This window comes from Pantoea sp. RCC30.1 (assembly GCF_058148845.1).
The window spans coordinates 199,265-220,208 of sequence record NZ_JBXUHX010000006.1; the positions used below are offsets into that span (position 1 = coordinate 199,265).

16 protein-coding genes are annotated in these 20,944 nt (G+C 59.7%); 11 read left to right on the top strand and 5 right to left on the bottom strand.

Going from position 1 to position 20,944, the window contains the following annotated elements:
* Positions 1-44 precede the first annotated feature (44 nt).
* Entirely contained in the window at positions 45-563 is a 519-nt protein-coding gene (gene yjjX, locus AC2LB6_RS08160) for an inosine/xanthosine triphosphatase (protein WP_490093117.1), read from the top strand.
* Here yjjX and trpR read toward each other — a convergent pair whose 3' ends face one another.
* Together trpR and sltY are read right to left on the bottom strand one after the other, a co-directional pair.
* Positions 564-884, bottom strand: coding sequence for a trp operon repressor (gene trpR / locus AC2LB6_RS08165; RefSeq protein WP_090964153.1), 321 nt, complete (start codon positions 882-884; stop codon positions 564-566).
* Positions 885-929: 45 nt separating this feature from the next.
* Positions 930-2,849 (bottom strand): murein transglycosylase, encoded by a 1,920-nt coding sequence (sltY, locus tag AC2LB6_RS08170; RefSeq protein WP_490093118.1) that lies wholly within the window; start codon positions 2,847-2,849, stop codon positions 930-932.
* A 269-nt stretch (positions 2,850-3,118) separates the two neighbouring features.
* On the opposite strand from sltY, the gene atzF reads away from it, so the two are divergent.
* The 8 genes from atzF (at position 3,119) to urtE (ending at position 14,768) form a co-directional block, all read left to right on the top strand.
* Complete coding sequence (gene atzF / locus AC2LB6_RS08175) at positions 3,119-4,915, top strand: allophanate hydrolase (RefSeq protein WP_490093119.1); 1,797 nt, start codon at positions 3,119-3,121, stop codon at positions 4,913-4,915.
* Between the two features lie 2 nt (positions 4,916-4,917).
* Positions 4,918-8,535, top strand: a complete 3,618-nt coding sequence (gene uca / locus AC2LB6_RS08180) for an urea carboxylase (RefSeq protein WP_490093120.1) — start codon at positions 4,918-4,920, stop codon at positions 8,533-8,535.
* Between the two features lie 9 nt (positions 8,536-8,544).
* A complete protein-coding gene (locus tag AC2LB6_RS08185; RefSeq protein ID WP_490093121.1) occupies positions 8,545-9,246 on the top strand; it encodes a GntR family transcriptional regulator in 702 nt (233 codons plus the stop codon).
* A 27-nt stretch (positions 9,247-9,273) separates the two neighbouring features.
* Positions 9,274-10,542, top strand: a complete 1,269-nt coding sequence (gene urtA, locus AC2LB6_RS08190; RefSeq protein WP_490093134.1) for an urea ABC transporter substrate-binding protein — start codon at positions 9,274-9,276, stop codon at positions 10,540-10,542.
* Between the two features lie 99 nt (positions 10,543-10,641).
* Complete coding sequence (urtB, locus tag AC2LB6_RS08195) at positions 10,642-12,207, top strand: urea ABC transporter permease subunit UrtB (RefSeq protein WP_490093122.1); 1,566 nt, start codon at positions 10,642-10,644, stop codon at positions 12,205-12,207.
* A complete protein-coding gene (gene urtC / locus AC2LB6_RS08200; protein ID WP_490093123.1) occupies positions 12,207-13,280 on the top strand; it encodes an urea ABC transporter permease subunit UrtC in 1,074 nt (357 codons plus the stop codon). The genes urtB and urtC overlap by 1 nt, the downstream gene beginning before the upstream one ends.
* The gene (urtD, locus tag AC2LB6_RS08205; protein ID WP_490093124.1) at positions 13,277-14,068 is read left to right on the top strand and encodes an urea ABC transporter ATP-binding protein UrtD; all 792 of its coding nucleotides are present in this window, start codon (positions 13,277-13,279) and stop codon (positions 14,066-14,068) included. The genes urtC and urtD overlap by 4 nt, the downstream gene beginning before the upstream one ends.
* A gap of 1 nt (position 14,069) precedes the next feature.
* On the top strand, positions 14,070-14,768 hold the full coding sequence (gene urtE, locus AC2LB6_RS08210) for an urea ABC transporter ATP-binding subunit UrtE (protein ID WP_003854882.1): 699 nt from the start codon (positions 14,070-14,072) through the stop codon (positions 14,766-14,768).
* Between the two features lie 7 nt (positions 14,769-14,775).
* On the opposite strand, the gene AC2LB6_RS08215 is transcribed toward urtE, so the two are convergent.
* The 3 genes from AC2LB6_RS08215 to rbsK are packed head-to-tail and all read right to left on the bottom strand — an operon-like array spanning position 14,776 to position 18,038.
* The gene (locus tag AC2LB6_RS08215; RefSeq protein ID WP_490093125.1) at positions 14,776-15,789 is read right to left on the bottom strand and encodes an aldose 1-epimerase family protein; all 1,014 of its coding nucleotides are present in this window, start codon (positions 15,787-15,789) and stop codon (positions 14,776-14,778) included.
* Complete coding sequence (gene fucP / locus AC2LB6_RS08220) at positions 15,786-17,111, bottom strand: L-fucose:H+ symporter permease (RefSeq protein WP_490093126.1); 1,326 nt, start codon at positions 17,109-17,111, stop codon at positions 15,786-15,788. The genes AC2LB6_RS08215 and fucP overlap by 4 nt, the downstream gene beginning before the upstream one ends.
* Before the next feature lie 9 nt (positions 17,112-17,120).
* Positions 17,121-18,038, bottom strand: a complete 918-nt coding sequence (gene rbsK, locus AC2LB6_RS08225; protein ID WP_490093127.1) for a ribokinase — start codon at positions 18,036-18,038, stop codon at positions 17,121-17,123.
* Between the two features lie 379 nt (positions 18,039-18,417).
* Here rbsK and deoR point away from each other — a divergent pair, with 379 nt between their 5' ends.
* Both deoR and ettA read left to right on the top strand, forming a co-directional pair.
* Complete coding sequence (gene deoR / locus AC2LB6_RS08230; RefSeq protein ID WP_490093135.1) at positions 18,418-19,182, top strand: DNA-binding transcriptional repressor DeoR; 765 nt, start codon at positions 18,418-18,420, stop codon at positions 19,180-19,182.
* 180 nt (positions 19,183-19,362) lie between these two features.
* The coding region (gene ettA / locus AC2LB6_RS08235; RefSeq protein WP_490093128.1) for an energy-dependent translational throttle protein EttA at positions 19,363-20,944 on the top strand (1,582 nt) is incomplete at its 3' end.

Below are 20,944 nucleotides of genomic sequence, written 5' to 3' on the forward strand. Positions count from 1 at the left end.
GCGCGATGGGCCAGGCACTTAATCACCTGAGGGTTCAATCAATTATGTACCATGTTGTCGCAGCCACAACCAACCCAGCGAAGATTAACGCGATTGCTCAGGCTTTCAACGACGTTTTCGGCGAGGGATCCTGCCATATTGAAGGGGTCCAGGTCGATAGCGGCGTTGCAGCACAACCGTTAACCCATCTCGAAACGCGAACTGGTGCACGTCAGCGCGTGATGAATGCCCGCCAGGTCCGGCCTGAAGCGGCGTTCTGGGTGGCAATTGAGGCGGGCATCGAAGATGACAGCGCGTTTGCCTGGATGGTGGTGGAAAATCAGAAGCAGCGCGGCGAATCGCGATCGGCCAGTTTTACCCTGCCGCCGGTGGTGCTGGCAGGTTTGCGTGAAGGCCGCGAACTCGGCGAAGAGATGGCGCGGTTAACCGGCATCGATAATATCAAACACAAGGGTGGCGCAATCGGGGCGTTCACGAACGGCCTGCTCAGCCGCTCCAGTGTCTATCATCAGGCACTGATTCTGGCGCTCTGCCCGTTCGTCCATCCGCTCTATCAGCAGTAATCAGGCGCGTCTAAGACGCGCTTCCAGCCAGCGTTTTAGCTCCGGCGGCGCCTCTTTCAGGCTATTAGACCCACGGGTAATCGTCGCGATGCCGACGCCGAGCTCATTTTTCAGCTCGCGCTGGCTCATCTCGCCATTCATTAACTCTTCGATAATCCGCAGACGGGTGCCGAACGCTTCCCGTTCATCGGGCGTCATCATCAGTTGCATCAGGGGCAGTGCATGGCCATCAGCAAAGGCCTGCTGCATCAGCACGACAAACCGCTGCCAGCTATCTTCTGCCGGATGCGCATCGGTAGAGGGGGAATCAGAATGGGTCATGAAGAGGCTTCCGTACTCACTAAAGAGTACGGAAGCTTAGCACAGCTAGTAACGGCGATTCCACTCAGCATCTGACAGGATCTTGTCAGGCTTGCCCATGAAGTGACGATAGTAGGCGTCATACGCCAGCACACTCTTCACGTAGCCGCGCGTTTCAGAGAACGGAATGGTCTCAATAAACGCCACCGCGTCGAGATTGCCCGCACTGGTTTTCAGCCAGCTTCGCACCCGGCCGGGACCGGCATTGTAGGCCGCAGAGGAGAAAATCCGGTTCTGGTTAAACTGCTGATAGACATATTCCAGATACTGGGTGCCGATCTGGATATTGGTTTCCGGATCAAGCAGCTGGCTGGTGTTGCTGTAGCCCGGAATGTTGTACATCTTCACGGTATGCGCCGCCGTGGCAGGCATAATCTGCATCAGACCACTGGCACCGACCGGCGAACGCGCTTTCGGGTTCCAGGCGCTCTCCTGACGCGAAATAGCCATCGCATAGCTTGGCGGGATCTGCTTCACCTCGGTGTTGCGCTCATAGACGCTCTGCCACGCCAGCGGGAAACGCTCTTTCAGGCTGTCCCACATTTTGGCGGTGATAGTCGCCTGCACGCTGAGATCCCACCAGTCCTGCTCATTGGCGTAACGCGCCAGCATCTGCTGCTGCGTGTGCGTACGGCTGCCGATCAGATTGCTCCATTCGCTTCGTGCCAGGTTATCCAGCCCCCAGTACATCAGCTCGCGGACGCGGGCCAGTTCCGGTCCCTGGGTGGTGGCGCTGTCAGGCTTCGGTGCTTCATCAATCTGCAACGGGTAGTCAACGCCGAGCCGCTGGGCCGCCACCATCGGATAGAAGCCGCGCTCCTTCATCAGCTTGCGCAGGATCTCTTCGGCTTCCTCTTTACGATCTTTCTCAAACAGCAGATCGGCCTGCCAGTATTGCCACTCATCTTTCTCTTTGGCTTCCAGCGGCAGACGGGCGATCCAGGTGTTCAGGCCGCGTCGGTCATGCTGAGAGAGTGCCAGTCGTACCCGGCGTTCCACCAGCGCGGTAGACTCGCTGTTCATCACTACCGCATCGCGCCAGCGTGCCTGTTCAGACGTGAGATCGCTGCCCATCATGCGCCAGACTACAATCTCCTTCAGCGCCTGCTCATCTTCCGGCCCCATCTTCTGCGCCCGGACCAGAATCGGAATCAGGCTGCGGGCATTTTCCATGTCCTGCCGCGCCACACGCGTAAAGGCGTAAATCGTAGCCTGGCGGGTAAAGTCGGTTGGCCCGACTGCGCTGGCGAACGAGCTGACCGTTAACGGGTCCTGCTGCAGGGTCTGTATCGCGTCAGACATGGTCTGATAATCGGCAGGCAGCGTCTTCGCCAGATAGCTCACCAGACTGTCGTTACCGGCTTTCATCGCCAGCCGGATACGTTCCAGGATAGTAATAGGCGAAATCTGACCGGACGCCTGCCAGACCGAGAAGAGCTTATCGCAGTCCGCAGGCAGCGCCGTGCCGCGAAGCCAGATCTGCTTCGCGCCGTCAAACGCGGCCTGCTGCTGACCGGTGGCCCATTTGGCGTAATACCAGTTGCAGCGCGCCTGCACCGGCTTGGGTTCGGTCGGGCTGAAGTTCAGCACGCCCTGCCAGTCCTGTCGGTAAGCCAGCACATTGATAAAGCGGGTGCTGAGCGATCGCGCTGGAGGCAACGTCGGATACTGGCGAATAAAGTTCTGCACCGCCAGGGTGGTTTCCTGATCGAGATCCTGAGCCAGCAGGCGATATTGCAGATAAGGATAGAGCGGATAGTCCTGTAGCGTAGGCAACAGCTGATCCACAGTGGCCATCTGGTTACTGTCCCAGGCCTGTTTAATTTGTTGATAACGTTGCCGTTGTTGATCAAGCGAATCGGCCCATGCGCTGCTGACCGTTCCGGCCAGGCAGATCCCTATCATCCAGTTACGCCACTTCACCACGTAAATCTCCTCTGTTGCTGGGGCCGGCGAGTTGCCAGACAGTCTTCATGCTAACCAGGCCACCGGACTCTTGCCATGTTCTTCACAAAATTTACGCACACAGACATTAAACGCACCGTCATCGCTCAGCGCACGCGCTGTGGTTGTGCAAATTATCATCAGAAAATCTTATCACCGAACCTATTAAACTGTTGAATCATCGCGTTAAAAAAGTGGCACAGCCTTTGCTCTGTTGAATTCCATCTTGTATACCAGATGGAATTCTTACTATGACTTCAACCATCGGCCTGACGCTTACCGCCTGGCAGCAGCGTTATCAGCAGGCTCCGCAACAGATTAGCGCGCTGCTGAGCGCACACCTGGCGGCTCTCGACACCCGTGATAATGCCTGGATCTATTTGACGACACCGGAACAGTTAGCGGCTCAGATTGAACCGCTGCTGGCGGACTACCAGCGTGATCCCGGCTCGCTGCCGCTGTTTGGTGTCCCTTTCGCCGTTAAAGACAACATCGATGTGGCAGGCTGGCCGACCAGTGCCGCCTGCCCCGCCTTTACCTATACCGCCAGCGAAGATGCGGTTGCCGTCGCCCGGCTGAAAGCCGCTGGCGCAGTCGTCATCGGCAAAACCAACCTCGATCAGTTCGCGACCGGCCTGGTCGGTACCCGCTCACCGTTTGGCGCGGTCAGTAATACCTTTGACGCTGATTACGTCAGTGGCGGCTCCAGCTCCGGCTCGGCGTCAGTGCTGGCGCGCGGGCTGGTCGCCTTTTCACTCGGCACCGATACCGCCGGTTCGGGCCGCGTTCCGGCGGGCTTTAATAATATTGTCGGCCTGAAGCCGACCAAGGGCTGGTTCTCTGCACGCGGCGTAGTGCCCGCCTGTCGCCTCAACGACACAATTTCGGTGTTTGCGCTGACGGCAGAAGATGCGTTTAGCGTCGCCAGCATCATAGGTGGCTACGATGCCGGTGACGCCTATTCGCGCATCAATCCGCGCACGGCTCCAGCCAGCCTGCCGGTTCATCCCCATTTTGCTGTACCTTTGAACCCGGAGTTTTTTGATGATGCTGCCGCCGAAGCCGCCTGGGATCAGGCTCTGGAAGCGTTGCAGGCGGGTGGCGTGACGCTGCACCCTATCGACTTCACCCCGTTCCGAAAACTGGCTGAACAGCTCTATTACGGCGCCTGGGTCGCCGAACGCACCGCGGCGGTAGGCGGAATGCTTGATCGCCCGGCGGAGATGGACCCGGTGGTACATGAGATCGTCGCCAGCGGCCTGAAATACAGCGCGGTCGATGCCTATAAAGCCGAGTATCTGCGCGCCGGGCTGACGCGCCAGATTCAGGAGACGCTGGCAAAGTTTGATGCGCTGGTGGTGCCGACCTCGCCCACCATCCATACCCTGGAGGAGATGAAGCAGGAGCCGATTCACTTCAACTCGCAGTTCGGCACCTATACCAACTTCACGAATCTCGCCGACCTCTCTGCCCTGGCGCTGCCCGCGCCGTTCCGCAACGACGATCTCCCGGCAGGCATCACGCTGATTGCACCCGCCTGGCACGATCGCGCGCTGGCGGAATTTGGCATTCGCTGGCAGCAGCAGCTCGCCCTGCCGCTGGGCGCGACCGGCCAGCCATGCCCGACCCGGCGCGCCACGCTGCCCGCTTCACCCGACCACGTCCGGCTGGCGGTAGTGGGCGCGCATCTCACCGGCATGCCGCTTAATTTCCAGCTCACCGAACGCAATGCCGTCTGGGTGGAAGAGACGAAGACCGCGCCACACTATCGCCTGTTCGCCCTGCTGGAGGGCGCGATCAAAAAACCGGGCCTGATGCGTGACGAACAGGGTGCGGCGATTACCGTGGAGCTGTGGGATATCCCGCTGGCCCGTTTCGGCGAGTTTGTGGCAGAGATTCCCGCCCCGCTGGGCATCGGCAGCCTGACACTGGCCGATGGCCGCGTTGTTAAAGGCTTTATCTGCGAAGGCTCAGCGCTGAAAACCGCGCTGGAAATCACTGAGACGGGCGGCTGGCGCAACTGGCTGGCATCACAGGGGAGTCACTGATCATGTTCACTACCGTACTGATTGCCAACCGCGGCGAAATTGCCTGTCGCGCCATTCGGACCCTGAAGCGCCTCGGCGTGAAAAGCGTCGCGGTCTATTCAGACGCTGACCGCAACGCGCAACACGTTAAGCAGGCGGATATCGCCATCGCGCTGGGCGGCGAGAAAGCCAGCGACAGCTATCTGCGCATCGACAAAATTCTGGCAGCGGCTCAGCAGAGCGGCGCGCAGGCGATCTGGCCCGGCTACGGATTTCTTTCCGAAAGCCAGCCGTTTGCAGAAGCCTGCGACGCGGCGGGCATCGCCTTTGTCGGCCCCACCGCACAGCAGATTGGTGAGTTCGGCCTTAAGCACCGCGCCCGTGAACTGGCAGCCAGCGCGGGTGTCCCGATGACGCCAGGCACACCACTGCTTGCCTCGCTGGAAGAGGCGCTGCAGGCAGCCGATAAGATTGGCTATCCGGTAATGCTGAAAAGCACGGCGGGGGGTGGCGGCATTGGCCTGACGCGCTGCGCCGATGCCGGTGCGCTCGCCAGCGCGTGGGAGAGCGTGCGCCGTCTTGGCAAGCAGTTCTTCAGTGATGCAGGCGTGTTTCTGGAGCGCTGTATCGATCGCGCCCGCCACGTTGAAGTGCAGATTTTTGGTGATGGCAAAGGCAAAGTGGTGGCGCTGGGCGAACGCGACTGCTCACTGCAGCGCCGCAATCAGAAGGTGGTGGAAGAGACGCCTGCGCCCGGCCTGTTGCAGGCGACGCGTGACGCCCTGCTCGCCTCGGCGGTTCGGCTCGGCGAACGGGTCAACTACCGCAGCGCAGGCACCGTTGAGTATATCTACGACGTCAGCCAGCAGGCCTTTTACTTTCTTGAAGTGAACACCCGTCTGCAGGTGGAGCATCCGGTCACCGAATGCGTCACCGGACTCGATCTGGTGGAGTGCATGTTGCAGGTGGCGGCGGGCGATGCGGTGGACTGGTCACGTCTGCAGCAGGCTCCGCAGGGTGCGGCCATTGAAGTGCGGCTCTACGCGGAAGATCCGCTGAAGAACTTTCAGCCCAGCCCCGGCCGGTTAACGGGTGTTAGCTTCCCGGACGGTGTACGTGTCGACAGCGGCATAGAGACCGGCAGCGAGGTCTCAAGCTTCTACGACCCGATGATCGCCAAGCTGATTGTGCATGCCGGCACCCGCGATGCGGCGCTGGAAAAACTTCATCATGCGCTGGATGCGACTCAGCTGCATGGCATTGCCACTAACCTCGACTATCTGCGCCAGATTACCAGCAGTGATGCCTTTCGCAGCGGCAACGTCTGGACGCGCTATCTTGACAGCGTCGTCCCTGCCGCCTCCGTGGTGGAAGTGCTGCAACCCGGCACTTTCAGTTCGGTTCAGGACTACCCGGGCCGCCTCGGCTACTGGGATATCGGCGTGCCGCCTTCCGGCCCGATGGATGACTTCGCGTTCCGGCTGGCTAACCGCATCGTCGGTAACCATGAGGCGGCCGCAGGCCTGGAGTTCACCTTGCAGGGGCCGACGCTGCGTTTCCACTGTGATGCTATTCTGGCGCTGACCGGTGCGGACTGCGACGCCCGGCTTGATGGCGAACCGGTCAGCACATGGCAGCCGCTGACGGTGAAAGCGGGACAGACCCTGGCGCTGGGACGCGCCCGGCACGGCTGCCGCAGCTATCTGGCGGTGCGCAACGGCTTCGACGTGCCGGAATACCTGGGCAGCCGCAGCACTTTTTCACTGGGACAGTTTGGCGGTCACGCCGGACGCACCCTGCGGGTGGCCGATATGCTGGCGATCTCCCGGCCTGAAAGGGTAGCCTGCACCACGCCGGCCCCGGTCAGCGACCCGCAGCCGCTCGATGCGGCGCTGATTCCCCACTACGGCACCGAATGGCGCATCGGCGTGCTTTATGGCCCGCACGGCGCGCCGGACTTCTTCACCCAGGCCGCCATCGACGCGTTCTTTGCCAGCGACTGGCAGGTACATTACAACTCCAACCGCCTCGGCGTGCGGCTGGTGGGTCCAAAACCGACCTGGACCCGCGCCAACGGTGGCGAAGCGGGCCTGCATCCCTCCAACGTTCACGACTGTGAATATGCCATCGGCGCGGTCAATTTTACCGGCGACTTCCCGGTGATCCTGACGCACGACGGCCCGAGCCTCGGCGGCTTTGTCTGTCCGGTGACCATCGCCAAAGCCGAGCTGTGGAAAGTCGGCCAGGTCAAACCTGGCGACACCATCCGCTTCCACCCGATTACTGCCGACGATGCGCTGGCGCGTGAAAAAGCGCAGATGCACCTGATCGAAACCCTGCGACCGGAACATCCGCCAACCTTTGCCATGCCATCGCTGGCCGAAACCGCCCACGGCTCCGCCACAATTCTGGCCGCCATTGAGGCCACCGGCAGCACGCCAAAAGTGGTCTATCGCCAGGCGGGCGACAAATATGTGCTGATTGAGTATGGCGACAACGTGTTGGATCTGGCGCTGCGTCTGCGCGTGCACCTGCTGATGAATGCGCTGACGGCGCAGGCGGAGCCAGGCGTGGAGGAGCTGTCGCCGGGCGTGCGCTCACTGCAGGTGCGCTACGACAGCCGCATCATTCATCAGTCCGCCCTGATGTCGCTGCTGCTGGCGCTGGAGGCGACGCTGGGCGATGTCAGCACGCTGAAAGTCCCGTCGCGCGTGGTGTGGATGCCGATGGCGTTTGAAGACAGCGCCACGCTGGGTGCGGTCAGCCGCTACCAGGAGACGGTGCGTACCAGCGCGCCCTGGCTGCCGAACAACGTGGACTTTATCCAGCGTATTAATGGCTTAAGCAGCCGCGAGGAGGTACGAGACACCCTGTTCGACGCCAGCTATCTGGTGCTGGGGCTGGGCGATGTCTATCTCGGCGCGCCCTGCGCCGTACCGATCGATCCGCGCCATCGCCTGCTGAGTTCCAAATACAGTCCGGCCCGCACCTTTACTGCCGAAGGCACCGTCGGCATCGGCGGCATGTACATGTGCATCTACGGCATGGATTCGCCCGGCGGCTATCAGCTGGTGGGCCGCACGCTGCCCATCTGGAACACTTTCCTGAAAAATCCGCAGTTCGCGGCTGATGCGCCGTGGCTGCTGCGCTTCTTCGATCAGGTGCGCTTCTATCCGGTGAGTGAAACCGAGCTGAACCAGCTGCGCGAAGATTTCCGCGAAGGCCGCGCCAGCCTGCGTATTGAAGAAACGCAGTTTGATTTTGCCGCCCACCAGCAGTTCCTCGCCGACCACGCGGCTGATATTGCGGCGTTTCGCGAGCGCCAGACCACCGCCTTTGAACAGGAAGTGCAGCTCTGGGCGCAGGAAGAACAGAACGCCCCAGCGGCGGATGAGGTGCCTGACAGCGTCGCCGACGAGGATGAAGGCGGGCTGGCGGTGCAGGCCGATCTCAATGGCAACATCTGGAAAGTGCTGGTACAGCCGGGCGACGAGGTCAGCCCCGGACAGACGCTGATTATCGTCGAGGCGATGAAGATGGAGCTGGCGATTGTCGCGCCGCAGGCCGGTCGGGTGACGCGTATCGCCTGTCAGGCGGGCCGTCCGGTCAGTCCTGGCGATGCCCTGCTGTGGCTGGAATAAGGAGCGCCGATGACAAACCAACCCCAATCCCCAAAAGCGCGCCCGGAAGCGCTGGCTGAACGGGTCTATCAGGCGCTGAAGGCCGATATTTTCGCCTTTCGCCTGATGCCTGGCGATCGCTTCAGCGAAAGCGAAATCGCCGGACGGATGGCGGTCAGCCGCACGCCGGTACGCCAGGCGCTGTTCCGGCTGGAGCGCGAAGGCTTTGTCGACGTGTGGTTCCGCAGCGGCTGGCAGATTAAAAACTTCGATTTCGCCTGGTTCGAATCGCTGTATGACCTGCGCACCGTGCTGGAGTGCGAGGCGGTAAAACGCCTTTGCGCCCTGCCCGCGCCACAGTGTGCCGCGCTGTTACACGAACTCAACCAGTTCTGGTGTGAAGCGGAGGCGCTCACCGAGGGCCTGGTGGTGTCGCAGCATGACGAAGCGTTTCACATGACGCTGGTCGCGGCCGCGGGCAACCCGGAGATGGCGCGCATTCACGCCGAACTCACCGAGAAGATCCGCATTATCCGTCGGCTCGACTTCACCCGCGACGACCGTATCTGTGCGACCTATCAGGAACATGCTCAGATTTTACAGGCGATTTTTCAGCAGCAGACCGGCGAGGCGCAACACATCCTGACCGATCACATCGCCGTCAGTAAGGCGGAGGTCAGGAAGATCACCCTGCACCGCCTCCAGCAGGCCCGGCTCCAGCTCACCGAATAACATAACAACCACTCAGGGGTTTAAATGATGAAAAGACGTTCGTTGCTCAAAGCTTTCGCCCTCTCCGCTACCGTTGTCAGTATGGGGTTTGCCTGGAGTGCGCAGGCGGCTGATACCATTAAAGTGGGGATCATGCATTCGCTCTCCGGCACCATGGCGATTTCTGAAACGCCGCTGAAAGATGTGGCGCTGATGACTATTGATGAGATCAACGCCAAAGGGGGTGTGCTGGGGAAAAAGCTGGAGCCAGTGGTGGTCGATCCCGCCTCTAACTGGCCGCTGTTTGCCGAGAAAGCGCGGCAGCTGCTGACCCAGGATAAAGCGGCGGTGGTATTTGGCTGCTGGACCTCGGTGTCACGCAAATCCGTGCTGCCGGTGTTTGAGGAGCTGAACGGCCTGCTGTTCTATCCGGTGCAGTATGAAGGGGAAGAGATGTCACCCAACGTCTTCTACACCGGCGCTGCGCCTAACCAGCAGGCGATTCCGGCAGTGGAATACCTGATGAGCGAAGATGGCGGCAGCGCCAAACGCTTCTTCCTGCTGGGCACCGACTACGTCTATCCGCGCACCACCAACAAGATCCTGCGTGCCTTCCTGCACAGCAAAGGCGTAGCGGATAAAGATATCGAAGAGGTCTACACGCCGTTTGGTTACAGCGACTATCAGACCATTGTCTCCAACATCAAAAAATTCGCGACAGGCGGTAAAACCGCGGTAGTTTCGACCATCAACGGCGACTCCAATGTGCCGTTCTACAAAGAGCTGGCGAACCAGGGCATCAAAGCCACTGACATTCCGGTGGTCGCCTTCTCGGTGGGCGAAGAGGAGCTGCGCGGCATCGACACCAAACCCCTGGTGGGTCAGTTAGCGGCCTGGAACTATTTCGAGTCGATCGATAATCCGACCAACGCGAAATTCGTCGCCGATTACCGCGCTTACGCCAAAGCACACAACCTGCCGAACGCCGCCACCGTTGTCACCAACGACCCGATGGAAGCGACCTATGTCGGCATCCATATGTGGGCGCAGGCGGTGGAAAAAGCGGGCACGACGGACGCAGACAAAGTACGAGCGGCGATGGCCGGTCAGACCTTCAACGCGCCGGATGGCTTTACCCTGACCATGGACCAGACCAACCATCATCTGCATAAACCGGTCATGATTGGTGAAGTGGAAGAGAACGGCCAGTTCAGCGTGGTGTGGCAGACAGATAAGCCAGTTCGTGCGCAGCCGTGGAGCCCGTACATTGCTGGTAACGACAAGAAGCCCGATCACCCGGTGAAGACCGCGCAGTAATCGCACGTTGCTGATGACACAGCGTCACCCGCTGTGAAGCGGCAGCACGGCAGCGCTCTTCAGGCTGCCGTGCTGACCTCCCCAAACGAGGCTCCTTTTATGAATTTATGTCGCTGCTTTTTCAGCCTGCTCCTGCTGCTGCCGCTGTTTGCCAGCGCCGGATCGGCGGCAGACTTTGCCGCCGCCAGCCGCAGCCAGCAGGCCACGCTGCTGCAACAGTGGGCCGCCGCGCCGGACAGTCATCGGCTGCCGCTGCTGGAAGCACTGAATGCCGAAACCGTGGTCATCGACAAGAAAAAACAGCCGTTCAGCCAGCAGGGTTCGACGCTGCAGCCGCTGGATACGGTGGCAAAACCCACGGGTAACCTGAAAAAGCTTTTTATGAACAATCGCCTGCGCGTGCTGGTTAATAACGCGCTGGCCGCCCACCAGCTGGTGAGCAGTGATGCCACCCTGCGTCTGCGCGCGGCGCAGCAGCTGCAAAATGAGGGTGCCGCCGACCAGTTGCCGCTGCTTGAACAGCGTCTGGCCGCCGAGCAGGATAGCCGCGTTCACGCCGCATTAGCGCTGGCGCTGGCGAATCTGCAACTGGCGGATGGCGAGCCGATGGTGCGCCTGCGGGCGGTGAAACTGCTGGGCGAGTCCAGCGATCCCAATACGCAGGCCAGCCTGCAACGCCTGACTCAGCCTGCGAATGAGCCGGACGCCACTGTGCGTGCGGCAGCGGCGGAGAGCCTGCAGCAGATTCAGAAGCGGCTGATGTGGGGCGATCTGCTGGGGCAGGCGTTTAGCGGCCTGTCCCTGGGCTCCATCCTGCTGCTGGCCGCACTGGGCCTGGCGATCACCTATGGTCTGCTGGGGGTGATCAACATGGCGCACGGTGAAATGCTGATGCTGGGCGCGTACGCCACCTGGTGGGTACAGAGCCAGTTTCAGCAGTTTGCACCGGACTATTTAGCCTGGTATCCACTGCTGGCGCTGCCAGTCGCCTTTATGGTCACCGCCGCCATCGGCATGGCGCTGGAACGCACCATCATCCGCCATCTCTATGGCCGTCCGCTGGAGACGCTGCTTGCCACATGGGGAATCAGCCTGATGCTGATCCAGCTGGTGCGGGTGCTGTTCGGGGCGCAAAACCTGGAGGTGGCGAATCCGTCGTGGCTCTCCGGAGGTTTACAGCTATTGCCCAATCTGGTGCTGCCGTGGAACCGCATCGCGGTAATCCTGTTTGTGGTGTTTGTGCTGGCGCTTACCTGGCTGCTACTCAACCGGACCCGCCTTGGCATGAATGTGCGCGCCGTGACCCAGAACCGCGCCATGGCGGAGTGCTGCGGCGTGCCAACCGGGCGCGTGGATATGCTGGCGTTTGGCCTCGGCTCGGGGATTGCCGGGCTGGGCGGCGTGGCGCTGTCGCAACTGGGTAACGTCGGGCCCGAGCTGGGCCAGGGCTACATCATCGACTCTTTCCTGGTGGTGGTGCTGGGAGGTGTCGGCCAGCTAGCGGGCACCGTCGTTGCTGCATTCAGCCTGGGCATTCTGAACAAAGTGCTGGAGCCGCAGATTGGCGCGGTGCTGGGTAAGATCCTGATACTGGTGATTATTGTGCTGTTTATTCAGAAACGTCCGCAGGGACTGTTTGCGGTAAAAGGAAGGGTGACTGACTGATGACGCAACCCATTACGCTTCGTGTGGCGCGCACCGCACCGCGCCTGACGATCAGCATCGGCCTGGCGATCACCCTGGCGTTACTGGTGATGCCGTTTCTGGCGCTGCTGCCCGCCACACATCCGCTGGCGATCTCCACTTATACCCTGACGCTGGTCGGCAAAATCCTCTGCTATGCGGTGGTCGCGGTAGCGCTGGATCTGGTGTGGGGCTACGCCGGACTGCTGTCGCTGGGCCATGGCCTGTTCTTTGCTCTCGGCGGCTACGCCATGGGCATGTACCTGATGCGCCAGGCCGCCGGTGAGGGTTTACCCGCCTTTATGTCCTTTCTCTCCTGGCGTGAGCTGCCCTGGTTCTGGACCGGCACCGAATATTTCGCCTGGGCGCTCTGCCTGAGTATGCTGGTGCCGGGCCTGCTGGCGCTGGTGTTTGGCTTCTTCGCCTTTCGCTCGAAGATCAAAGGCGTCTACTTCTCCATCATGACCCAGGCGCTGACCTATGCCGGGATGCTGCTGTTCTTCCGCAACGAAACCGGGTTTGGCGGCAACAATGGCTTCACCGGCTTTACTACCCTGCTCGGCTTTTCGGTGACCGCGACCGGCACCCGTATCGGGCTGTTTATCGCCACGGTACTGCTGTTGCTGCTGAGCCTGGTGATCGGCTTCGCCCTGGCGCGCAGCAAGTTTGGTCGGGTGCTGACCGCGGTGCGGGATGCCGAAAACCGCCTGATGTTCTGTGGGTACGACCCGCGCGGCTTCAAGCTGTTTGTCTGGACGCTCTCCGCCGTGCTATGCGGCCTGGCCGGGGCGCTCTATGTGCCGCAGGTGGGCATTATCAATCCGGGCGAGATGTCACCGGCTAACTCGATTGAAGCGGCGATCTGGGTGGCGCTGGGCGGACGCGGCACGCTGATTGGCCCGCTGCTGGGCGCGGCGATTGTGAACGGCGCACGCAGCTTCTTCACCGTTGCCTTCCCCGAATACTGGCTCTTTTTCCTGGGACTGATGTTCATCCTGGTCACGCTGTTTCTGCCGCACGGCGTCATTGGCCTGCTGCGCCGGAGGAATAAATGAGTGATGCCCTGTTTACCCAACCCCAGCGGGCGGATCGCCACCGGGAGCAGCGCGATCCGGTGCTGCAACTGGAGAAGATCAGCGTGTCGTTTGACGGCTTCCGAGCGCTGACCGATCTTTCGCTGCAGATCGGCGTCGGTGAACTGCGCTGCGTGATCGGCCCCAACGGCGCGGGCAAAACCACGCTGATGGATGTGATCACCGGCAAAACGCGTCCTGACGCTGGCCGGGTGATCTACGACCAGGACAGCGATCTGATCCGTCTTTCACCGGTAGAGATCGCCCGCGCTGGAATTGGCCGTAAGTTTCAGAAGCCCACGGTGTTTGAGGCATTAACCGTGTCCGAAAATCTGGAAATCGCGCTCAAAGCCGATAAATCGGTCTGGGCCTGCCTGCGCGCCCGTCTCAGCAGCGAACAGTGCGATCGGATTGATGAAGTACTGAAGCTGCTGCGACTGGGCGGCGAACGACAGCGTCGCGCAGGCCTGTTATCGCACGGCCAGAAGCAGTTTCTGGAGATTGGCATGCTGCTGGTGCAGGAGCCGCATCTGCTGCTGCTGGATGAACCGGCGGCAGGCATGACCGACGCAGAGACGGACTATACCGCCGAGCTGTTCCGCAGCCTGGCGGGCAAACATTCACTGATGGTAGTGGAGCATGATATGGGCTTTGTCGAGACCATCGCCGACCATGTCACCGTGCTGCATCAGGGACAGATACTGGCCGAGGGTTCGCTACGCGAGGTTCAGGCCAACGAGCAGGTTATCGACGTTTATCTGGGGCGCTGAGATGTTACAGGTTACTGAACTGAATCAATATTATGGCGGCAGTCACATTCTGCGCGGCCTGTCGTTTGAGGTGAAGATTGGTGAAATCACCTGTCTGCTGGGACGCAATGGCGTGGGAAAAACCACGCTGCTGAAGTGCCTGATGGGCTTGATCCCGGCAAAGTCAGGAGAGATTCAGTGGCAGCAGCAGCGCATGAATGGCCGCAAGCCGCACCAGCGGGTGCAGGCTGGCATTGCCTATGTGCCACAGGGGCGGGAAATTTTTCCACGTCTGACGGTGGAAGAGAACCTGTTGATGGGCCTGTCGCGCTTTCCGGCTGCGCAGGCGCGTGAAGTGCCGGAGGAAATTTATCAGCTCTTCCCGGTGCTGCTGGCGATGAAGTCACGCCGCGGCGGCGATCTCTCTGGCGGTCAGCAGCAGCAGCTGGCGATCGGCCGGGCGCTGGCCTGCCGGCCACAGCTGCTGATCCTCGATGAGCCGACAGAAGGGATCCAGCCTTCGGTGATCAAAGAGATCGGCGCGGTGATCCGCCAGCTGGCGCAGCGGGGAGATATGGCGATCCTGCTGGTTGAGCAGTTTTATGACTTCGCGGCGGAGCTGGCGGACAGCTATCTGGTGATGTCGCGTGGGGAGATCGTGCAGCGTGGCCGCGGCGACACCATGGAAGCAGAGGGTGTGCGCGGCCTGGTCGCGATTTAGGCCCGGCTCAGAGCAAGCCGGTTTCGACAGAGAAGTGTCGCTGTTCGCCGCTTGTCAGAGTGATCAGCGTACCGGCCTGCTGCGCGGCAAGAAAGCCCTCTGGCCGACAGGTGGCGGGCAGAATGTAGGCCGCCACCTGCTGGTCATGGTTGTGCAGCAGCCAGCGGGTCGCGTGTGGGAATTGCGCGGTAGAGAAGCGCGTCATCAGCGCATACCCCAGCGGTGAATGCAGCTCAAACTGCACGTCATCGCCATACTGCGGCAGATTGTCCGCGAAGAAGACGATCTCCGGATCGCAAAGCTGTGGCTGATCGAGCTGCTGTAACGCCTGCGGATCGTGCGCCAGTTGATCCGTGTAATCCCGCCAGGCTGGCGTCGGTCGCAGGTGCGCCGGAATCGAGCGTCGCAACTGAAATGCCCCTTCGGGGATCGACTGTCGGAAACGTCCCTGATCGATCCACGCGCTGTTGAGGTGACACATATACTGCAACGGCATCGGTGCTCCCGCCAGATTGGTCACCGTCATCTCTATCGTCAGCCGGGGCCGATCGGCCTGAATGCGAACGGCGGGTACCGCAAGGTAGTGATGGCCGAAGCCTTTAACATATTCACACTCCCCTTCCAGCGACAGCGTCTGATCGTCCAGCACCAGCCAGGCACTATCCATACGGGCGCAGGCCATCTCACCGTGTAGCGGATGAACATCCTCTGGCGCGGGGCAGCCGTTCGCCAGCAGTCCCGAATGAAACGCAAAACAGCCATAGGTGTCGATGATGGAATTTGCGGGCAGCGGCTGTTTAAAACTGTGGCCCATGGTCAGGTTGTGATCGTCGAACTGCACGTCCCAGATCATCTGTCCGAGAAATGGCAGCACGGTCACACTGCCGCGCCGGTTGTGAATCCGCACCGCCTCGATGCCCGCCGGATAGCGAAACAGCTCAACCCGGAAGTCATCGCTCTCTAACAGCACCCACGGCGTGGCGTGAAACTGGTCACGCGCTAAGGGTAAACGGGTTTTCATGGTAATTCCTCCACCAGACGACCAGCGACAACCGGCTGTTTTTTATGACGCAGTTCGCCATAGAAGTAGAATCCGACCCAGGCGAAACAGAGCAGTGAGACGCCAAACGCCAGCTGCATTGAACCCAGCGAGTCAGACACCAGGCCTTGCAACGCCGGGACAAAGGCCGCGCCGACAATCGCCATCACGATAAAAGCGCCAGCCACTTCAGTGTATTTATTATCGACCGTCGCCAGCGTGCCGGCGTAGATCGTTGCCCAGCAGGGACCAAATAGCACGCTGACAAAGACGGCGGCGTAGACGGCGGTAAAATTCGGCACCAGCATCACATAGGCCAGCGTCATCACACCCAGCACCGAATAGGCGATCAGTACCTTTTCGGCACGGAAACGGGTCATCAGGAAGTTCGCCACGAACTTGCCGATAAAGAAGCAGACGAAGCTGTAGATCATAAAGTTCGAGGCGTGACGTTCATTCGTCGCTCCCAGCGTCAGCGCCAGACGAATGGTAAACGACCAGACCGCCACCTGCATGCCGACATAGAGGAACTGGGTTACAATTCCGCGTTTAAAGTGTCGGTTGCCAGCCAGATAGCGGAAGGTCTCGCCCAGTGACGGCCGGGATTTCTCATTACTCTCAGGTTTGCAGCGCGGATAGCGGGTGAACATAAACAGCAGCATCACGACCACCAGCACCATCACCAGATATTTGTAAGGCTCCAGCGTGTGCTCCAGCATCGTCAGGCGGAAGGCATGCGCCTGCTCTGCCGTCATGGTCGACATCTGACTCTCCAGGCTATCGCCATCCTGGAACACCAGATATTTACCCAGCACGATCCCCATCAGCGCACCAATCGGGTAGAAGGTCTGGCTGACGTTGAGGCGCAGCGTGGCATGGTCACGATGACCAATCATCGAACTGTAGGTGTTGGCCGCAGTTTCCAGGAAACTCAGGCCGATGGCGATGGCAAAGATCGCCGCGAGGAACATGGTGTAGGTCGCCATGTGCGAAGCGGGATAAAAGGCGATACAGCCAGCAATGTAGAGCGCCAGGCCGATCATAATCGCCATCTTGTAACTGGTTTTGCGGATCACCAGCGAGGCGGGGATCGCAATCAGAAAATAGCCGCCATAAAAGGCGCTCTGCACCAGCGCACTGGCAAAGTCGCTCAGGGCGAACACGCTTTTAAACTGGGTGATCAGAATATCGTTGAGACTCGCCGCACAGCCCCACAGTGGGAAGAGGCACGACAGCAGAATGAACTGGAACAGCGGCGTTTTATTCAGATAGCCATCAGATTGCTGAACAATTTTCTGTTGCATAGCAGAACCTCAGTTACGGTTGAGAAAACGCTGAAACGCCTCTGCGTCGGGATAAGCGCGCTGCGTACCGCGCCCGGTGACGCTACAGGCGGCATAAGCAGAAGCCTGAGTCATGGCTGCGGCCACATCGCCGGTTTTCACCAGCAGATACGCAAAACAGCCGATAAAGGCATCACCTGCGCCGCTGGTATCGACCGCCTGAACCGGTGTCGCGGCCACGCGATGCACCTGGTCGCCGCTCATCCAGACCGATCCCCGGCTGCCCAGAGTAATGATGAGATTTTTAAGACCGCGCTTCAGCAGCGACTGCCCGGCGAGGCTCACCTCTTCATCGGTGCTGATCGGCAGGCCGGTGAGAATCTCCAGCTCGGTTTCGTTCGGCATAAAGAAGTCGCATTTACAGGCGTAATCAATATCAAGCGAGGCAACGGCCGGGGCCGGATTCAGGATCACTTTGATCTGATGCTGGCAGGCAAAATCGATAGCGTAATAGACCGTCTCCAGCGGAATCTCCAGTTGCAGGATGATCAGCTCACAGGCTTTCAGCGCCTCTGCCGCATCGTCAATATCTGCCGGTTTCAGCTGCTGGTTGGCGCCTTTGATAATCAGAATGCGGTTCTGCGACTGGTCATCGACAAAAATCGGTGCCACGCCGCTGGAGGTGCCCGGTGCGGTGGTAACAAAGCGCGTGTCCACGCCCTGCTGCTGCAGGTTAGCCACGGTATTGGGAGCAAAGAGATCGTCGCCGACCTTGCTCACCATCATCACGCTGCCACCCATTTTCGCGGCCGCAACCGCCTGGTTAGCGCCTTTACCACCGCAGCCAATGGCAAAGTCGGGCGCCTCCAGGGTTTCACCCGCTTTAGGCAGGCTGTTGGTATAGGTAATCAGATCGACCATGTTTGAGCCGATGACCGCAATTGTCATGACAGAACTCCCGGATGTTTTTCACAGTTCAAATGTTATTAAAGTAACAATAACCTTTCTTAAAGGTTAAATATGTGACAAAAACCACATCCTGAAGCGGTGCGAATAGGCGGAAACTGGCATGGATGGAGATCGAAAGTGTTACTATTATAACAAGATAACATCATGGACCGTGGCGGCTGAGAGACGTGCTCGCCTGTGAGGATGGGCCGTTATCACCGCACGGCGGAGGTTTGCGGCCCTGACAGATTGCGGGTAAGATTGACTGCCAGCCTGGCGGATGAGACGCAACTCATTAAAATCTGTAAGGTTTGTAGCGTATTGACGCCGGTTCTGGCGTCTTTCCTCCGCACTGCAGGATAGGTAAACAGAGATGACCATGGAAACCCGGCGCGACGAACGCATTCACAAGCTGACGCAGGCGCTAAAACGCACCGACAAACTGCATCTGAAAGATGCGGCCCAGCTGCTGGGTGTCTCAGAGATGACGGTTCGCCGCGATTTAACCGAGCCGGGTTCCAGTGTGGTCCTGCTGGGTGGCTACATCGTCAGCGACCCGAAAAGCCATGCCGGCCACTATTTTGTCAGCGATCAGCATGGGCAGAATGCCGCCAGAAAGCAGCGCCTGGCGCAGACGGCGGCCAGCCTGATCAACGAGAACGATACGATTTTCTTTGATTGCGGCACCACCCTGCCCTACATCGTTGATGCGATTCCCGACACCCTGTCGTTTACCGCCATCTGCTGTGCCATGAATACCTTTCTGGCCCTGAAAGAGAAACCGGCCTGTAACGTCATCCTCAGCGGCGGTGAGTTTCATGCCGACAATGCGCTGTTTACGCCGATTGGCGTGCATACCCTCCTTGACGATCTCTGTCCGACGCTGGCCTTTATCTCTGCCGCAGGCATCGACAAAGATCAGGGTGCGACCTGCTACAACACCAATGAGCTGATGATGAAACATCACGCTATGCTGCGCGCCCGATCGTGCGTGCTGGTGGCTGACAGCAGTAAATATGGCAAAGTGCTGCCGGCCCGCATCGCCGGGCTGCAGCGCTTTGATCTGCTGGTGAGTGACAGTGCGCCCGATCAGGCGTTGCAGAACTGGCTGGCGCAGCAGGCGATACCGCTTCGCCTGCCCTGAGGCCTGCCTCTGACGTATTGTCTGCGATTGAGTGCGGAAATCAGCCAGTTATCCCACACGTTGTCCGGCATCACCTCCTCCAGGGCATTATTCGCCGCCCCCCGGCTGGGATTAAACGGTGAAAAAGGCTAAACTTCGACATCATTCCAACGACCAACAGACCCAGAGGCTCAAACCAACGTGGCTCAATTCGTCTATAGCATGCATCGCGTCGGCAAAGTGGTTCCGCCGAAGCGACATATCCTGAAAAACATCTCCCTCAGCTTCTTCCCCGGCGCAAAAATCGGCGTACTCGGTCTGAATGGCGCGGGTAAATCTACCCTGCTGCGCATCATGGCCGGCATCGATAAAGATATCGAAGGGGAAGCGCGTCCGCAGCCAGGCCTCAAGATTGGCTACCTGCCGCAGGAGCCGCAGCTTAACCTTGAACACACCGTGCGCGAGTCGGTTGAAGAAGCGCTGTCAGAAGTGGTTGGCGCACTGAAACGTCTCGACGAAGTCTATGCGCTTTATGCCGAAGAGGATGCAGACTTCGATAAGCTGGCCGCTGAGCAGGGCCGTCTGGAAGAAATCATCCAGGCGCACGATGGTCACAACCTGAATACCCAGCTGGAACGTGCTGCGGATGCGCTGCGCCTGCCAGACTGGGACGCGAAAATCGCGACCCTTTCCGGTGGTGAACGTCGCCGCGTCGCCCTGTGCCGCCTGCTGCTGGAAAAACCAGACATGCTGCTGCTGGACGAACCCACGAACCACCTGGACGCCGAATCTGTCGCCTGGCTGGAGCGCTTCCTGCATGACTTCGAAGGCACCGTCGTCGCGATTACGCACGACCGTTACTTCCTGGATAACGTCGCAGGCTGGATTCTGGAACTTGACCGCGGTGAAGGTATTCCGTGGGAAGGCAACTACTCCTCCTGGCTGGAGCAGAAAGATGCGCGTCTGGCGCAGGAAGCCTCTTCTGAAGCCGCGCGTCGTAAGTCGATTGAGAAAGAGCTGGAGTGGGTGCGCAAAGGGCCAAAAGGCCAGCAGTCTAAAGGCAAAGCCCGTCTGGCACGCTTTGAAGAGCTGAACAACACCGACTACCAGAAGCGTAACGAAACCAACGAACTGTTCATTCCGCCAGGCGCCCGTCTGGGTGACAAAGTGCTGGAAGTCAGCAATCTGCGTAAGTCCTATGGCGACCGTGTGCTGATTGACGATCTCTCGTTCTCAGTACCGAAAGGCGCGATTGTCGGCATTATCGGTCCGAACGGCGCAGGTAAATCGACGCTGTTCCGCATGATGTCTGGTCAGGAACAACCTGATTCCGGCGAAATTGTACTGGGTGAAACCGTGAAGCTGGCGTCCGTGGATCAGTTCCGTGACAGCATGGACAATTCCAAAACCGTGTGGGAAGAGGTTTCCGGCGGTCAGGACATCATGCGCATCGGTAACACCGAGATGCCAAGCCGCGCCTATGTCGGCCGCTTTAACTTTAAAGGCGTCGATCAGGGCAAACGCGTAGGCGAACTGTCGGGTGGTGAGCGTGGTCGTCTGCACCTCGCGAAGCTGCTGCAGGTTGGCGGCAACATGCTGCTGCTCGATGAGCCAACCAACGACCTGGACATTGAAACCCTGCGCGCGCTGGAAAACGCCCTGCTGGAGTTCCCGGGTTGTGCCATGGTGATCTCGCATGACCGCTGGTTCCTGGACCGTATCGCCACGCACATTCTGGATTATCAGGATGAGGGCAACATCGAATTCTTCGAAGGTAACTTTA

Bases quoted from the DNA above. Each gene is read 5' to 3' on its own strand.
- yjjX (WP_490093117.1), top strand. From the start codon at position 45: ATGTACCATGTTGTCGCAGCCACAACCAACCCAGCGAAGATTAACGCG.
- trpR (WP_090964153.1), bottom strand. From the start codon at position 884: ATGACCCATTCTGATTCCCCCTCTACCGATGCGCATCCGGCAGAAGAT.
- atzF (WP_490093119.1), top strand. From the start codon at position 3,119: ATGACTTCAACCATCGGCCTGACGCTTACCGCCTGGCAGCAGCGTTAT.
- uca (WP_490093120.1), top strand. From the start codon at position 4,918: ATGTTCACTACCGTACTGATTGCCAACCGCGGCGAAATTGCCTGTCGC.
- AC2LB6_RS08185 (WP_490093121.1), top strand. From the start codon at position 8,545: ATGACAAACCAACCCCAATCCCCAAAAGCGCGCCCGGAAGCGCTGGCT.
- urtA (WP_490093134.1), top strand. From the start codon at position 9,274: ATGAAAAGACGTTCGTTGCTCAAAGCTTTCGCCCTCTCCGCTACCGTT.
- urtB (WP_490093122.1), top strand. From the start codon at position 10,642: ATGAATTTATGTCGCTGCTTTTTCAGCCTGCTCCTGCTGCTGCCGCTG.
- urtC (WP_490093123.1), top strand. From the start codon at position 12,207: ATGACGCAACCCATTACGCTTCGTGTGGCGCGCACCGCACCGCGCCTG.
- urtD (WP_490093124.1), top strand. From the start codon at position 13,277: ATGAGTGATGCCCTGTTTACCCAACCCCAGCGGGCGGATCGCCACCGG.
- urtE (WP_003854882.1), top strand. From the start codon at position 14,070: ATGTTACAGGTTACTGAACTGAATCAATATTATGGCGGCAGTCACATT.
- AC2LB6_RS08215 (WP_490093125.1), bottom strand. From the start codon at position 15,789: ATGAAAACCCGTTTACCCTTAGCGCGTGACCAGTTTCACGCCACGCCG.
- fucP (WP_490093126.1), bottom strand. From the start codon at position 17,111: ATGCAACAGAAAATTGTTCAGCAATCTGATGGCTATCTGAATAAAACG.
- rbsK (WP_490093127.1), bottom strand. From the start codon at position 18,038: ATGACAATTGCGGTCATCGGCTCAAACATGGTCGATCTGATTACCTAT.
- deoR (WP_490093135.1), top strand. From the start codon at position 18,418: ATGGAAACCCGGCGCGACGAACGCATTCACAAGCTGACGCAGGCGCTA.